This is a genomic window from Streptomyces sp. BA2, assembly GCF_009769735.1.
Lineage (GTDB): Bacteria > Actinomycetota > Actinomycetes > Streptomycetales > Streptomycetaceae > Streptomyces.
Window position 1 is genome coordinate 5,835,492 of sequence record NZ_WSRO01000002.1, and the last position, 13,119, is coordinate 5,848,610.

The 13,119-nt window shown below is 70.4% G+C and carries 13 protein-coding genes; 9 read left to right on the top strand and 4 right to left on the bottom strand.

The window, feature by feature from the left end:
• The first annotated feature begins 129 nt into the window (after positions 1–129).
• From E5671_RS29175 to E5671_RS29185, 3 genes are all read left to right on the top strand, one after another.
• Positions 130–1,602: an ABC transporter permease gene (locus E5671_RS29175; RefSeq protein WP_160506866.1), complete on the top strand. Its 1,473-nt coding sequence runs from the start codon at positions 130–132 to the stop codon at positions 1,600–1,602.
• A 59-nt stretch (positions 1,603–1,661) separates the two neighbouring features.
• Positions 1,662–2,345 carry an ABC transporter ATP-binding protein gene (locus E5671_RS29180; protein ID WP_160506867.1) on the top strand — a complete coding sequence of 228 codons (684 nt, stop codon included), beginning with the start codon at positions 1,662–1,664 and terminating at the stop codon, positions 2,343–2,345.
• 119 nt (positions 2,346–2,464) lie between these two features.
• The gene (locus E5671_RS29185; protein WP_160506868.1) at positions 2,465–5,806 is read left to right on the top strand and encodes a S8 family serine peptidase; all 3,342 of its coding nucleotides are present in this window, start codon (positions 2,465–2,467) and stop codon (positions 5,804–5,806) included.
• A 21-nt stretch (positions 5,807–5,827) separates the two neighbouring features.
• On the opposite strand, the gene E5671_RS29190 is transcribed toward E5671_RS29185, so the two are convergent.
• The gene (locus E5671_RS29190; protein WP_160506869.1) at positions 5,828–6,199 is read right to left on the bottom strand and encodes a YybH family protein; all 372 of its coding nucleotides are present in this window, start codon (positions 6,197–6,199) and stop codon (positions 5,828–5,830) included.
• Between the two features lie 49 nt (positions 6,200–6,248).
• Between E5671_RS29190 and E5671_RS46460 the strand changes: the two genes are divergently transcribed.
• Together E5671_RS46460 and E5671_RS29200 are read left to right on the top strand one after the other, a co-directional pair.
• Positions 6,249–6,644 carry a winged helix-turn-helix transcriptional regulator gene (locus tag E5671_RS46460; protein WP_336605877.1) on the top strand — a complete coding sequence of 132 codons (396 nt, stop codon included), beginning with the start codon at positions 6,249–6,251 and terminating at the stop codon, positions 6,642–6,644.
• Positions 6,641–7,411 (top strand): group II truncated hemoglobin, encoded by a 771-nt coding sequence (locus E5671_RS29200; RefSeq protein ID WP_160506871.1) that lies wholly within the window; start codon positions 6,641–6,643, stop codon positions 7,409–7,411. Before E5671_RS46460 ends, E5671_RS29200 begins: the two co-directional genes overlap by 4 nt.
• A gap of 28 nt (positions 7,412–7,439) precedes the next feature.
• On the opposite strand, the gene E5671_RS29205 is transcribed toward E5671_RS29200, so the two are convergent.
• Entirely contained in the window at positions 7,440–8,360 is a 921-nt protein-coding gene (locus tag E5671_RS29205; protein ID WP_160506872.1) for a helix-turn-helix transcriptional regulator, read from the bottom strand.
• 118 nt (positions 8,361–8,478) lie between these two features.
• Here E5671_RS29205 and E5671_RS29210 point away from each other — a divergent pair, with 118 nt between their 5' ends.
• The gene (locus E5671_RS29210; protein ID WP_160506873.1) at positions 8,479–9,555 is read left to right on the top strand and encodes an NAD(P)-dependent alcohol dehydrogenase; all 1,077 of its coding nucleotides are present in this window, start codon (positions 8,479–8,481) and stop codon (positions 9,553–9,555) included.
• A 225-nt stretch (positions 9,556–9,780) separates the two neighbouring features.
• On the top strand, positions 9,781–10,167 hold the full coding sequence (locus tag E5671_RS29215; protein WP_160506874.1) for a VOC family protein: 387 nt from the start codon (positions 9,781–9,783) through the stop codon (positions 10,165–10,167).
• Here E5671_RS29215 and E5671_RS29220 read toward each other — a convergent pair.
• Positions 10,164–10,958, bottom strand: coding sequence for an alpha/beta fold hydrolase (locus E5671_RS29220; protein ID WP_160506875.1), 795 nt, complete (start codon positions 10,956–10,958; stop codon positions 10,164–10,166). The two genes, E5671_RS29215 and E5671_RS29220, sit on opposite strands and share 4 nt — an antisense overlap.
• A gap of 55 nt (positions 10,959–11,013) precedes the next feature.
• On the opposite strand from E5671_RS29220, the gene E5671_RS29225 reads away from it, so the two are divergent.
• Entirely contained in the window at positions 11,014–11,964 is a 951-nt protein-coding gene (locus E5671_RS29225) for an aminoglycoside phosphotransferase family protein (protein ID WP_160506876.1), read from the top strand.
• Positions 11,965–12,031: 67 nt separating this feature from the next.
• Positions 12,032–12,484 (top strand): helix-turn-helix domain-containing protein, encoded by a 453-nt coding sequence (locus tag E5671_RS29230; RefSeq protein ID WP_443032714.1) that lies wholly within the window; start codon positions 12,032–12,034, stop codon positions 12,482–12,484.
• Positions 12,485–12,505: 21 nt separating this feature from the next.
• On the opposite strand, the gene E5671_RS29235 is transcribed toward E5671_RS29230, so the two are convergent.
• Positions 12,506–13,114, bottom strand: a complete 609-nt coding sequence (locus E5671_RS29235; protein WP_160506877.1) for a ClpP family protease — start codon at positions 13,112–13,114, stop codon at positions 12,506–12,508.
• Positions 13,115–13,119 lie beyond the last annotated feature (5 nt).

Consider the following 13,119-nt stretch of genomic DNA (forward strand, 5'->3'; position numbering starts at 1 on the left):
AGCCCGAACAGACGCAGGCAGCGGCCCGCACCCCTCAACAGGGGTGCGGGCCGCCGTCGTTGAGGCTTCTCATGCATCTCTTATGCCGCCCTTATCCATTCATCACGGTGCGTACCTAGCTTCACGCACATGTTCTTCACCTACCTGCGGCGCGAGCTGCGCCGCCGCAGAAAAGCGGCCCTCGTCGTGGCATCCGGACTCGCGCTGGGCATCGCGCTGGTCATCGTCGTCAGCTCCGTGTCGTCCGGCATGAAGCAGGCGCAGGGCAAGGTCCTGGAGTCCCTCTACGGGCTCGGCACCGACATGACCGTCACCAAGGCGGCGACGCCGCCCAAGGAGGGGAGCGGATCGACCGGACGCCCACGCTTCAAGTTCGACGCCAAGGACGCCGACGAGGGCGGCAAGGAGCAGAGCAGCGACCGCGTCATGGTGCAGGGCTTCCAGACGCTCTCCTCGTCCACCGTCGCGAAGGTCGACGGACAGAGCGGCGTCGCGGACGCCGTCGGCGGGCTGAGCCTGCAAGTCATGAAGGTCAACGGCCAGTTCGAGCGCGGTGAGTTCGAGAAGGCACCGGGCACGGACGGCAAGGCTCAGCCGCCCGGGGGCAGCGATCAGCAGAACGGGAAGGTGCGCGGCGGCGGCGCCGACTTCGACGTCGACTCCTACAGCGTCTACGGCACGGACGTCGGCAAGCTCGACCTGGGCCCGCTGACGTCCTCCAGGATCAGCGAGGGGCGTACGTTCACGGGGTCGGAGTCCGACGCCAAGGTGGCCGTCGCGGACGCCTCGTACGCCAAGGAGAAGAAGCTCTCCGTCGGCGACACCGTCACGATCTCCGGCACGAAGATCGAGGTCGTCGGCATCGCGACGCCCGAAAGCGGGGACGCCGCGGCCAATCTCTACCTCCCGCTCAAGCGTGCGCAGACCCTCGCCGACGCGAAGAACAAGATCACGACGGTGTACGTCAAGGCCGCGGACTCGCAGCAGATCGGCGCGGTCAAGAGCGCCATCCAGAAGAACGTCTCCGGGACGACCGTGACCACGTCGGCCGACCTCGCCGACACCGTCTCGGGCTCGCTCTCCACCGCCTCCGACCTCGCGTCCAGCGTCGGCAAGTGGCTGTCCATCGCCGTGCTCGTCGCGGCCTTCCTGGTCGCGGGACTCCTGACGTCGTCCGCGGTCAGCCGTCGCGTACGGGAGTTCGGCACCCTGAAGGCGCTCGGCTGGAAGAGCGGCCGTGTCACCCGGCAGGTCGTCGGCGAGGCGGTCGTCAACGGCCTCGTGGGCGGAGTGCTCGGCATCGCGGTCGGCCTCGGCGGCGCGTATGCGGTGACGGCGATCAGCCCCACCCTGACGGCGGAACTCGGCTCGGCCGGAGGGCAGTCGGGCGGCGGCCCCGGCGCCATGGGAGGGGGCCCCGGTGGCGCGCTGAGCGATTCGGCGTCGAAGGCCCTGGACATCTCGCTGACCGCGCCGGTCAGCACCACCACCATCGCGCTCGCCGTCGGCCTCGCCGTGGCCGGTGGTCTCATCGCGGGCGCCTTCGGCGGCTGGCGTGCCTCGCGGCTGCGGCCCGCGGACGCCCTGCGCCGCGTCGAGTAGGCGGCCCGAGCGACCCTGACCGTGCCGCCAACCCCCTTACGTAACGCAGGAGTCACAGCATGTATCAGCTCAAGGGCGTCACCAAGCAGTACCGCAGGGGCAAGGCGACCGTCGACGCGCTGGCCGGGGTCGACCTGGCCATCGGCGACGGCGACCGGCTCGTCATCCAGGGGCCGACGGGCGGCGGCAAGTCCACGCTCCTGCAGATGCTCGGCGGGCTCGACCGGCCGACGTCCGGCAGCGTCGAGCTCGACGGCGTCGACCTGGCCGCGCTGCCCGAGGCGCGTCTCACCAAGGTGCGCGCCGAGTCCATCGGCTTCGTCTTCCAGTCCTTCAACCTGATCCCCACGCTCAGCGCCCAGGAGAACGTCGAGACGGCGCTCGTCCCGCTGGGCCTCGGCGCCGCGGACCGCCGCGAACGTGCCGCCGACGCCCTGGAGTCCGTGGGCCTCGGCGAACGCCGCAGCCATCTGCCCGCCGAACTCTCCGGCGGCCAGCAGCAGCGCGTGGCCATCGCCCGCGCCCTGGTCAAGCGGCCGAAGGTGCTGCTCGCCGATGAGCCGACCGGCAACCTCGACGAGTCCATGCGCGACGAGATCATGGAGCTGCTCGAAGGGCTCTGGAAGGAGCACGGCCTGACGTTCGTGATGGTCACGCACGACAGCGCGATCGCACGGAAGGCGCCGCGGCTCGCGACGATCAAGCGTGGACAGATCAAGGTCACCGAGCGGACACCCCAGTGACCCGCTATCCCAACTCGTCACTTCTGGCGCGCTATTGAGCAGATGTTCGACTCTGGGCAATACTTCCTCGTCCAGGGGCGGGAGCCCCTTTGACTCCAGGGGGAGACTTGCGCAGAAAAGTGAAGAGAGCCTACGGGGCCACGATCGCCACAGCGGCGGCCGTGGCCCTCGCCGCGGGCATGACCAGCCCGGCGTCGGCCGCGAAGCAGTCGCCCGACGCACTCCCGGCGGCCGCGCAGGCGGCGGGCCTCAAGAGCGCCGAACAGACCACGCACCGCATCACCCTCATCACCGGCGACCGCGTCACCGCCGACTCCAAGGGCCGCGTCACCGCCTTCGAGCGGGCCGAGGGACGGGAGCGGATACCCGTACTGACCAAGCGCGTCGGCGGCCACACGCTCGCGATCCCGGCCGACGCGCAGCGCCTGATAGCCGCCGGCAAGCTCGACCAGCGGCTCTTCGACATCACCGAGCTGAGCAAGAAGGACAACCGCAGGGCCCAGCAGAAGGGCCTCAAGCTGATCGTCGGCTACAAGGGGGCCGCCGCCGGGGCCAAGGCCGATGTGCGCGCGGCGGGTGACACCACGGTCCGCAGGACCCTGAAGTCCCTCAACGCCGACGCCATCACGACCCCGAAGCGGGACGCCACCGACCTGTGGTCCGCGCTGATCGCGGAGAAGGGCGACGCCACGGCGTCCGGCGTCAGCCGCGTATGGCTGGACGGCGTCCGCAAGGCGAGCCTCGACAAGAGCGTCAAGCAGATCGGCGCCGACAAGGCGTGGGCCGCCGGCTTCGACGGCAAGGGCGTCAAGGTCGCCGTCCTGGACACCGGCGTCGACGCCACGCACGCCGACCTGAAGGACCAGGTCGTCGGCGAGAAGAACTTCACGAAGGCGGCGGACGCCAAGGACCGCTACGGCCACGGCACCCACGTCGCCTCCATCGCGGCCGGCACCGGCGCGAAGTCGGGCGGCAAGTTCAAGGGCGTGGCGCCCGGCGCCAAGCTCCTGAACGGCAAGGTCCTGGACGACACCGGCTACGGCGACGACTCCGGGATCATCGCGGGCATGGAGTGGGCGGCCGAGCAGGGCGCCGACATCGTGAACCTGAGCCTGGGCGGCGGCGACACCCCCGGGGTCGACCCGCTCGAAGCCGAGGTGAACAAGCTCTCCGCGGACAAGGGCATCCTCTTCGCGATCGCGGCGGGCAACGACGGAGAGCCCGGCAGCGTCGGCTCCCCGGGCAGCGCGGACGCGGCCCTCACGGTCGGCGCGGTCGACGACAACGACAAGCTCGCCGACTTCTCCAGCCAGGGCCCGCGCGTCGGCGACGGCGCCATCAAGCCCGACGTGACGGCCCCCGGCGTGGACATCACCGCGGCCGCGGCCGACGGCAGCGTCATCGACCAGGAGGTCGGACAGGAGCCCGAGGGCTATCTGACGATCTCCGGCACGTCGATGGCGACCCCGCACGTGGCGGGCGCCGCCGCTCTGCTGAAGCAGCAGCACCCGGAGTGGAAGTACGCCGAGCTCAAGGGCGCCCTTACCGCGTCCACCAAGGGCGGCAAGTACACGCCGTTCCAGCAGGGTTCGGGCCGTATCGCCGTCGACAAGGCCATCAAGCAGTCGGTGATCGCCGAGCCGGTGTCCCTCTCCTTCGAAACGCAGCAGTGGCCGCACACCGACGACAAACCGGCCACGAAGAAGGTGACGTACAAGAACCTCGGCAAGGAGGACGTCACCCTCGACCTGACGGTGACGGGCACGAACCCCAAGGGCGCCCCGGCTCCCGCGGGCTTCTTCAAGCTCGGCGCGAAGACGGTGAAGGTCCCCGCGGGCGGTACCGCGGCGGTCGATCTGACCATCGACACGAAGCTCGGCGGAACGGTCGACGGCGCGTACTCCGCGTACGTCGTGGCGAGCGGCGGCGGGCAGTCCGTGCGCACGGCCGCCGCGGTCGAGCGCGAGGTCGAGTCGTACGAGCTGACGCTGAAGCACGTCGGGCGCGACGGACAGGCCCCGAAGTACTACGACAGCGACCTGGAGGGTGTCTCCGGGCTCGCCACCGACAAGTCCTACAACCCGTTCGACGCCTCCGGCACGGTCAAGATCCGTGTCCCCAAGGGCGGTTACCTGCTGAACACCGGCATGTACGCCGACCCGAGGGACTTCACCAAGGGCGCCGACTGGATCGCCCAGCCGAAGCTGAGCGTCACCAAGGACACGACGGTGACGCTGGACGCCCGCAAGGGCAAGCCGGTCGACATCACGGTCCCGTCGGCGGACGCCAAGTCGTTCTTCGCGTCGCCCGACTACACGGTCGACACGGCCCGCGGCAGCTACTCCTTCGGCTGGTGGCTCGACTCGTACACCGACTTCCGGACCTCGCACCTGGGCCCGCAGGTCACCGACGGCTCGCTGCACCAGCAGTGGGACGGGCACTGGACCAAGGGTGACGACGCCGAGTACGACACCGTGCTCGGAGGCAAGGTGAAGCAGGTCGCGACCGGCTACACCAAGCACTTCAAGGCCTCCGAACTGGCCACCGTGAAGGTGGGAATGGGCGCCTCGGCCAAGGGCAAGAAGGGCACGATCAGCGCCCTGGGCTACCTGCCCGGCAGCTCGGGCGGCTCCTCGATCAGCGTCCCGCAGCCTCTTCCCGGCACCCGGACGGTGTATCTGTCCACGGCCGACGACGTGAAGTGGAGCATGGACTTCGAGCAGCAGGCCGGGGTCGACCCGGACGGCTGGCCGATCCTCGACGCGGCCTACTCGCTGGGCGCGGCGCAGAAGTTCGCGCCGGGCAAGAGCTACGAGAAGACGTTCAACACGGCCGTCTTCGGGCCGCGCGTCGGCGGCGAGTTCGGCGTCTCACGCCGGGGCAACGAGATCAGCGGCTCCCTGCCGCTGTTCGCCGACGGCAAGACGCACGTGGGCTCCTCGCTCTACTCCTCGGTGAAGACGACCCTCCACAAGGGCGACACGAAGATCGGTGAGAACGAGGACCCGCTGGCCGGCGGCGCGACGTTCAAGGTCCCCGCGGCGGAGGCCGAGTACAAGCTCTCCACGTCCGTGAAGCGCAGCGTCAAGGTGGCGTCCGCCTCCACGCGCATCGACGCGAGCTGGACGTTCCGCTCCAAGAAGGCCGACAACGCGAAGCTGCCGGTCTCCACGGCGCGGTTCGCCGCTGCGGTCGACCTGAGCAGCAGGGCCAAGGCCGGCGAGACCCAGTCCGTGCCGGTGACGGTGCAGGGCGCGGCCGCGGGCGCGAACCTCAAGTCCCTTGCCGCGTACGTGTCGTACGACTACGGCCAGACCTGGAAGAAGGCCACCGTCAGCGGCGGCAAGATCAAGGTCAAGAACCCGGCCGCGGGCAAGGGGGTCTCCTTCCACGCCAAGATCACGGACAAGAAGGGGAACAAGTCGACGCTGTCGATCTACAACGCGTTCTACGGCAAGTGAGTTAGCCGCACCACGCGCTGTCTAGGCAGCCGCCGCGGCGCCGAAAGGGCTGTCGATCACGTATCGCCAGTACCCGTCGGCGCCGCGGCGTGCCACGTCCGTGGCCGTGGACCGGACGACGCCCTCGATCTCCCAGTCGACGACGAGCAGGGCGATCTCCCCGGAGACGTGCACATGGCGGGGGCGTACGGAGATGGGCAGGCCTATCGCGAGGAACGGGCCGTTCTCCTTCGCGATCTCCGCGAGCCCGTGCACCGCGTCCCCCGACTCCGGCACGAAGGCGGCACGTTCCTCGTACAGCTCGTGCACCGCCTGCGGATCGCCGCTGTTGAACCGCTCGGCGAAGGCCGCAGGGACGTCCTCGGCACGAGTGGGAAGAGCTGTCGTCGCCATGTGTAACCCTCCTGGGGTGGTCCTGTCGGCAACACTAGGAGGCGGCTTCGTGACTCACCGAACGGTAAGCCAGGGGCTTCCGGACGACCCCAGGGCCCGCGTCACCGCACCCGCGCCCGGCTGCCCCGTGGAGATCGCCCTCGCCGCCCTGCGCGGCCGCTGGACCACCTTGATCGTCCGCGAACTCCTTCGGGTCGACTCCTACGCGTACAGCGAACTGGCCGCCACGCTGCCGGAGTTGTCGGACAAGGTGCTCACAGAGCGGCTCGCCCAGCTGGTCGCCGCGGGTGTCGTCCTGCGTACCAGGACACCCGGCTGGCCCCCCACGGTCACCTACGAACTGACCCCCCACGGAAAAGAACTCGGCCCGGTCCTACAGGCGTTGTGGGACTGGGGAGCACGCGTGCCGGCACCACCCACCGCAGAGGAAGCCGACGACACATGACCGCCCACACCGTCGAGTACATCCGCTACCGCATCCCGTCCGAGCGCTCCGCGGAGTTCCTCTCCGCGTACACCCGCGCCGCCGTCCCGCTCGCGGCGGCCCCTAGTTGCGTCGACTACGAACTCACGCGCTGCGAGGAGGACTTCGAGCACTTCATCCTCCGCATCACCTGGACGTCGACCAAGGACCACCTGGAGGGCTTCAGGCGCTCGGAGCTCTTCCGCGAGTTCTTCGCGGAGATCCGCCCGTACGTCGAGAACATCGAGGAGATGCGCCACTACACCCCCACCGCCGTGCGCGGGACGGGCGCGTCGACGCCGACCCTGTACGCGTGGGCGGGCGGCGAGGAGAACCTCGCGCGCCTGACGGAGACCTTCTACGAGAAGGTCCTCAAGGACGACCTCCTCGCCCCGCTCTTCGACGGCCTGCCCGCCGAGCACGCCCTGCACGTCGCCCAGTGGCTCGGCGAGGTCTTCGGCGGCCCGGCCACGTACTCCCAGGAGCACAGCGGGCACGCCGAAATGGTCGGCAAGCACCTCGGCAAGGGCATCACCGAGCCGCAGCGACGCCGCTGGGTCAACCTCATGCAGGACGCGGCGGACGACGCGGGCCTGCCGACGGACGCCGAGTTCCGGTCCGCCTTCGTCGCCTACGTCGAGTGGGGCACCCGCCTCGCGGTCTACTTCTCCGGCGCCGACGCGAGCCGCCCCACCGACCAGCCGGTGCCGCTGTGGAACTGGGGCGCGGCGCCCCCGTACCAGCCGTGAGGCCCTGGCGCGGCGGGCGTCCGGGAGGCTACTTCCCCGCGCCCGCCGCACCCGTGCGCGTCGCGTCCGCTCCCCAGTTGGCGAGGAGCCGCAGCGCGTCGGCCGACGCCGAGTCCGGCTCCGCGTGGTACGTCACCAGTGACTGATCGTGATCGTCGGGCAGTCGCAGCGTCTCGAAGGACAGGGTCAGATCGCCCACCAGGGAGTGGCGCAGGCGCTTGACGCCGTGGCCCTTCTCGCGCACGTCATGCGTGGCCCACAGGCTGCGGAACTCCTCGCTCTTCACGGAGAGCTCGCCGACCAGGGCCGAGAGCAGCGGATCGTTCGGATAGCAGCCCGCGTCCATCCGCAGGAAGCTCACCAGGTCCGACGCCTTCTGCTCCCAGTCCCGGAACAGGGAGTGGGCCTCGGGGTGCAGGAAACAGATCCGCGCCCAGTTCCGTTCCTCGGGCGGCAGCGCGCCCCAGTCGCCGAAGAGCGCGGCGGCCATGCGGTTCCAGCCCAGGATGTCCGAGCGGCGGCCGACCACGTAGGCGGGGATGCCGTCCATGGCGTCCATGAGCTGGAGCAGCGCGGGCCGCACGTGCTGGGGGCGGGCCGGGCGCTTCTTCTTGTGCTGCTTCGGCTTGGCCATGTGCGTCAGGTGGGCGTGCTCGGCGTCCGTGAGGCGCAGGGCGCGCGCGATCGCGTCAAGGACCTCGCCCGAGACATTGCGGCCGTTGCCCTGCTCAAGACGGGTGTAGTACGCCACGGACACCCCCGCGAGCTGCGCCAGCTCCTCGCGGCGCAGCCCAGGCACCCGCCGGTGGCGCCCGAAGTTCGGCAGGCCGACGTCCTCCGGCTGCAACCGGGCCCTGCGGGTGCGCAGGAACTCGCTGAGCTCGGCGCGGTTGTCGAGGGGCTCGGGGGCGGGGGAGGAGTGCGGGGGCTGCGCGGCGTCGGCGTCCATGCATTCCAGTATCCGGGCTCGCGGACGTACGAGCCTGTCCCCGCCAGTAGTAGGACCACTGGACGTACGCAAAGCTGTGACCTGGGTAGATGTCCAGGAGGCTGGCACGGTTGACGCCATGACCGCACAGACAAGCACCCCCAGCGCCACCAGCACCACCACCGTTTCCGCCTACGCCGCCCCGTCCGCCAAGGCCCCCCTGGAGCGGACCACCGTCCCGCGCCGCCCGGTGGGCGCGTCCGACGTACTGATCGACATCAAGTACGCCGGCATCTGCCACTCGGACATCCACCAGGCCCGCGACGGCTGGGGTGAGGGCATCTTCCCGATGGTTCCGGGCCACGAGATCGCCGGTGTCGTCACCGAGGTCGGCTCCGCCGTCACCAAGTTCGCGGTCGGCGACCGCGTCGGCGTCGGCTGCATGGTCGACTCCTGTCGCGAGTGCGAGAACTGCAAGGCGGGCCTGGAGCAGTACTGCGCCAAGGGCAACATCCAGACGTACAACGCCCTCGACAAGAGCGGCGAGCCCACCTACGGCGGCTACTCCACGCACATCGTCGTCGACGAGGCGTTCACCGTCCGCATCCCCGAAGGCCTCGCGCTCGACGAGGCCGCGCCGCTGCTGTGCGCGGGCATCACGACGTACTCCCCGCTCCACCGCTGGAACGCGGGCCTCGGCAAGAAGATCGCCGTCGTGGGCCTCGGCGGTCTCGGCCACATGGCCGTCAAGATCGCGCACGCCATGGGCGCCGAGGTCACCGTCCTCTCGCAGTCCCTGCGCAAGAAGGACGACGGCCTGAAGCTGGGCGCCGACCACTACTACGCGACCAGCGACGACGCCACCTTCGAGCAGCTCGCGGGCTCCTTCGACCTGATCCTCTCGACGGTCTCCGCGCCGCTGCCGCTGGACAAGTACCTGGGCCTGCTGCGCTCGGAGGGCGCCTTCGTGAACGTCGGCGCTCCCGAGGAGCCGGTCTCGCTCAACCTGTTCTCGGTGATCGGCGGCGGCAAGACCCTCGCGGGCTCCATGATCGGCGGCATCCAGGAGACCCAGGAAATGCTGGACTTCTGCGCCGAGCACGGCCTGGGCTCGGAGATCGAACTGATCGCCGCCGACCAGATCAACGAGGCGTACGAGCGTGTCCTCGCCAGTGACGTGCGCTACCGCTTCGTGATCGACGCGGCCACGATCTGAGGCATGGATGCGGGCGTGATCCAGGGGCCGGGGGCCGGCCGCACGGATGCGCGGCTGACCCCGCTCCCTGAGCGGCGCGTGGCCGGATCTCGCCTCGGCCCGCGGCCCTAGGCCGCATTGCGCAGCAGGTGGGGGGCCGTGTGACCGATGCCGGCCGACAGGCCCGTGCCTAGTGTGGAGTGCGTCAGAACGGGCACTTCAGACGCACGGGAAAGAGGTCGCACGATGTCCATCGAGCTCAACCACACCATCGTCACCGCGGAGGACAAGAAGGCTTCCGCTCAGTTCCTCGCCGACATCCTCGGCCTCGAAGTGAGCCCCCAGTACGGCCCGTTCATCCCCGTCGAGATCCCGAACGGCGTCACGCTGGACTACATGGAGAGCGACGGCGGGCCGATCACCCCCCAGCACTACGCCTTCCTGGTCTCCGAGGACGAGTTCGACGTCATCTTCGGCCGCATCAAGGCCGCGGGGCTCACCTACTGGGCCGACCCGCACCACACGGTCGTCAACGAGATCAACACCAACGACGGCGGCCGGGGCACGTACTGGGACGACCCGAACGGCCACAGCCTGGAGATCCTCACCAAGCCGTACGGCAGCGGGAGTTAAGCGCTCCCCTCCGCCAGGAAACCGAGCACGAGCGGCGTCGCCACCTCCGCGAACTCCTCGAAGTACGCATGCCGCGCACCGGAGATGAGCCGCATCCGGGCTCCGGGCACGCGCTCCGTGAGCAGGGGCGCGTTGGCGGCCGGGTTGAACACGTCGTCCGTGCCGTGCACGACGAGGGTCGGCGCCGTGATCCGGGGCAACGCGTCCCAGGAGTCGTGCCGGGCGCTGGCCCGCAGATGGCGCCGGCGGGCGTACGGGGGCATGTCCGGATCGCCGAGGGTGTGGAACACGCGCCGATCCCCTTGCCCGGCGATCCAGCCGGGGGTGTACATCAGCTCGAGCAGGGCGCGGCGCGCCGCCGCCGCGTCGCCCTGGCTGAGGGCGGCGCGCACCTCGGGCCCGCGCTCGATGCCGTGCGGCGCCCCCGGCGACGTACAGCCGAGGACGAGCCGGTCGACCCGCTCGGGATGATCGGCGGCGAGCCACTGCGCGACACGGCCGCCCATCGACGTGCCGTACACATGGGCGCGGTCGATCCCCGCGTGGTCGAGCACGGCGACGACGTCGCGGGCGAAGCCGGGGGTGCTGTAGCTGTCGGTGTCGGGGCGCCCGCTCCCGCCGGTGCCGCGCCAGTCGAGTACGACGGTCCGGTACGAGGCGGCGAAGTCGTCCCGCACCGGGTTCCACCAGCGGCGGCTGTTGGACTGCCCGCTGAGGAGGACCAGGGGGCGGCCGGAGCCGTGGACTTCGTAGTGCAGGGCGGTGCCGTCGGCGGCTTCAGCAAGGGGCATGGGGTGAACGGTATCCACCGGGCGCCCTGTCCGCGGTCCTCGCTAGGGTGCCGGGATGACCGGGACACCCATCGACATCGACGTACCAGAGGGCTTCGCGCTGAGCACGGTCCAGCGGGAGGGCGAGCGGGGCCGGGCCTGGCTCGCGACGCTGCCGGATCTTGCCGACGAGCTGCTCCGGCGCTGGGACTGCGAGCCGACGGCAGCGGTCACGCACGGGCAGGTCGGCATCGTCGTCCCCGTGAGACGGCGGTACGACGGGACGCCCGCCGTCCTGAAGATCTCCTTCCCGCACCCCGGCAACATGCACGAGCCGGACGCCTTCGCGGTGTGGGCGGGGCGGGGCGCGGTCCGCCTGTACGAGCGGGACGACGAGCGGTTCGCGATGCTCCTTGAGCGGGCGGGGGCCAGTTCCCTCGCCGACGTCGAGGACACCGACGAAGCGGTGACCGTTGCCGGGCGCCTGGCGCGCCGCCTCGCCGTGCCCGCGCCGCCCGGTCTGCCGCGGATGAGCTCGCTCGTGGCCGAGTGGGAGTGTGAACTGCGGGACGAGGACCTGGAGTTGGGCTCCCCGCTGCCCGCGCGTGTGGTGGCCGCAGCGATGGCGACCGTACGTGAACTGGGCGTGGACCAGCCGGACACCCTGATCCACGGCGACCTGCACTTCACGAACGTACTGAGGTCGGAGGCACTGGGGTCGGAGGCGCTGGGGCCGGAACGCGAACCCTGGCTGGCCATCGACCCCAAGGGCTACGTCGGCGACCCGGCGTACGACTCGATCACGCTGCTCCGCACCCGCTTCGAGCCGCTGCTCACCGCGCCCGACCCCCGGGCCGCCGCCCTGCGCCGCCTCGCCGTCTTCGCCGACGCGGCGGAGGTCGACCGTGAACGGGCCAGGAGGTGGGCGCAGGCGCGGGCGGTGACGGCGGCGCACTGGGGGATGCGGCACGGGGATCCCGCGTGGGTGGTCAAGGCGACGGAGGCGCTCGCGGAGGCACTGACGTGAGGCGATTTCGCCGGGGGCGGAACGCTGATCGCTGACCGGGGGGTGGGGCGGCTTCTACCCTGAGGGGGTGAGCAGCCAAGAGCGGTACCACGAGCCGGAACAGGCCGAGTCCCAAGAGCGGGCCCGCGTCATCCCGTTGCGCCCACGGACCGAGCGGACGGCACCGAGTCACAGCGCCCCGATGCGCCCAACTCCTGTGTCACCGGCGGCGAAAGAGCCCCTGTGGCGGGACGTGGTCGGTGACGTGCTGCGCCGCGAGCGCCTCGCTCAGGAACGTACGCTCAAGGACGTCGCCGAGGCGGCCCGCATCTCGATGCCGTACCTCTCCGAGCTGGAGCGCGGCCGCAAGGAGGCTTCGTCCGAAGTCCTCGCGGCCGGCGCCCGCGCGCTCGGCCTGAGCCTCGCGGACCTGCTCTCCCTGGCCCAGACCGAGTTGGTCCGCTACACGCAGCACACGCAGCACACCCAGCACGCACAGCCGACGCGCCCGCGCCAGGGAGACATCCGCCTGGCCGCGTAAGGAGTCAGGCCGAGCAGGGAGTCAGGCCGCGGCGGCGAGCATCCGCCGGCTGAGCACCTCGTCGGCGAGCCCGTACGCCACCGCGTCCTCGGCGGTGAACACCTTGTCGCGGTCCATGTCCGCGCGCAGCGTGGCGACTTCGTGCCCCGAGTGCCGGGACAGCACCTCCTCCACCTGCGAGCGGATCCGCAGCATCTCCTTGGCCTGGAGGCTGAGGTCGGAGACCGTCCCCTGCTGCCCGCCGCTCGCGGGCTGCCCGAGCAGTACGCGCGAGTGCTCCAGGACGAACCGCCGCCCGGGGTCGCCTCCGGCGAGGAGCACGGCGGCGGTGGATGCGGCCTGCCCGACGCAGACGGTCGAGATGGGCGCGCTGATGAAGCTCATGGTGTCGTAGATGGCCATGAGTGAAGTGAAGGACCCGCCAGGCGAGTTGATGTAGATGGAGACCTCGCGCTCAGAGTTCGAGGACTCAAGATGAAGCAACTGCGCGATGACGACATTGGCCACGCCGTCGTCGATCTCGGTCCCGAGGAAGATGATCCGCTCCGAGAGGAGTCGGCTGTAGATGTCGTAGGCGCGCTCGCCCTGGGGGGTGCGCTCGACGACGGTAGGAATCGTGTACTGGCTCATGTCGG

What these genes read in the sequence shown, in the direction of transcription:
- E5671_RS29175 (WP_160506866.1), top strand. Translation starts at nt 130, where the DNA reads ATGTTCTTCACCTACCTGCGGCGCGAGCTGCGCCGCCGCAGAAAAGCG.
- E5671_RS29180 (WP_160506867.1), top strand. Translation starts at nt 1,662, where the DNA reads ATGTATCAGCTCAAGGGCGTCACCAAGCAGTACCGCAGGGGCAAGGCG.
- E5671_RS29190 (WP_160506869.1), bottom strand. Translation starts at nt 6,199, where the DNA reads ATGGCGACGACAGCTCTTCCCACTCGTGCCGAGGACGTCCCTGCGGCC.
- E5671_RS29200 (WP_160506871.1), top strand. Translation starts at nt 6,641, where the DNA reads ATGACCGCCCACACCGTCGAGTACATCCGCTACCGCATCCCGTCCGAG.
- E5671_RS29205 (WP_160506872.1), bottom strand. Translation starts at nt 8,360, where the DNA reads ATGGACGCCGACGCCGCGCAGCCCCCGCACTCCTCCCCCGCCCCCGAG.
- E5671_RS29210 (WP_160506873.1), top strand. Translation starts at nt 8,479, where the DNA reads ATGACCGCACAGACAAGCACCCCCAGCGCCACCAGCACCACCACCGTT.
- E5671_RS29215 (WP_160506874.1), top strand. Translation starts at nt 9,781, where the DNA reads ATGTCCATCGAGCTCAACCACACCATCGTCACCGCGGAGGACAAGAAG.
- E5671_RS29220 (WP_160506875.1), bottom strand. Translation starts at nt 10,958, where the DNA reads ATGCCCCTTGCTGAAGCCGCCGACGGCACCGCCCTGCACTACGAAGTC.
- E5671_RS29225 (WP_160506876.1), top strand. Translation starts at nt 11,014, where the DNA reads ATGACCGGGACACCCATCGACATCGACGTACCAGAGGGCTTCGCGCTG.
- E5671_RS29235 (WP_160506877.1), bottom strand. Translation starts at nt 13,114, where the DNA reads ATGAGCCAGTACACGATTCCTACCGTCGTCGAGCGCACCCCCCAGGGC.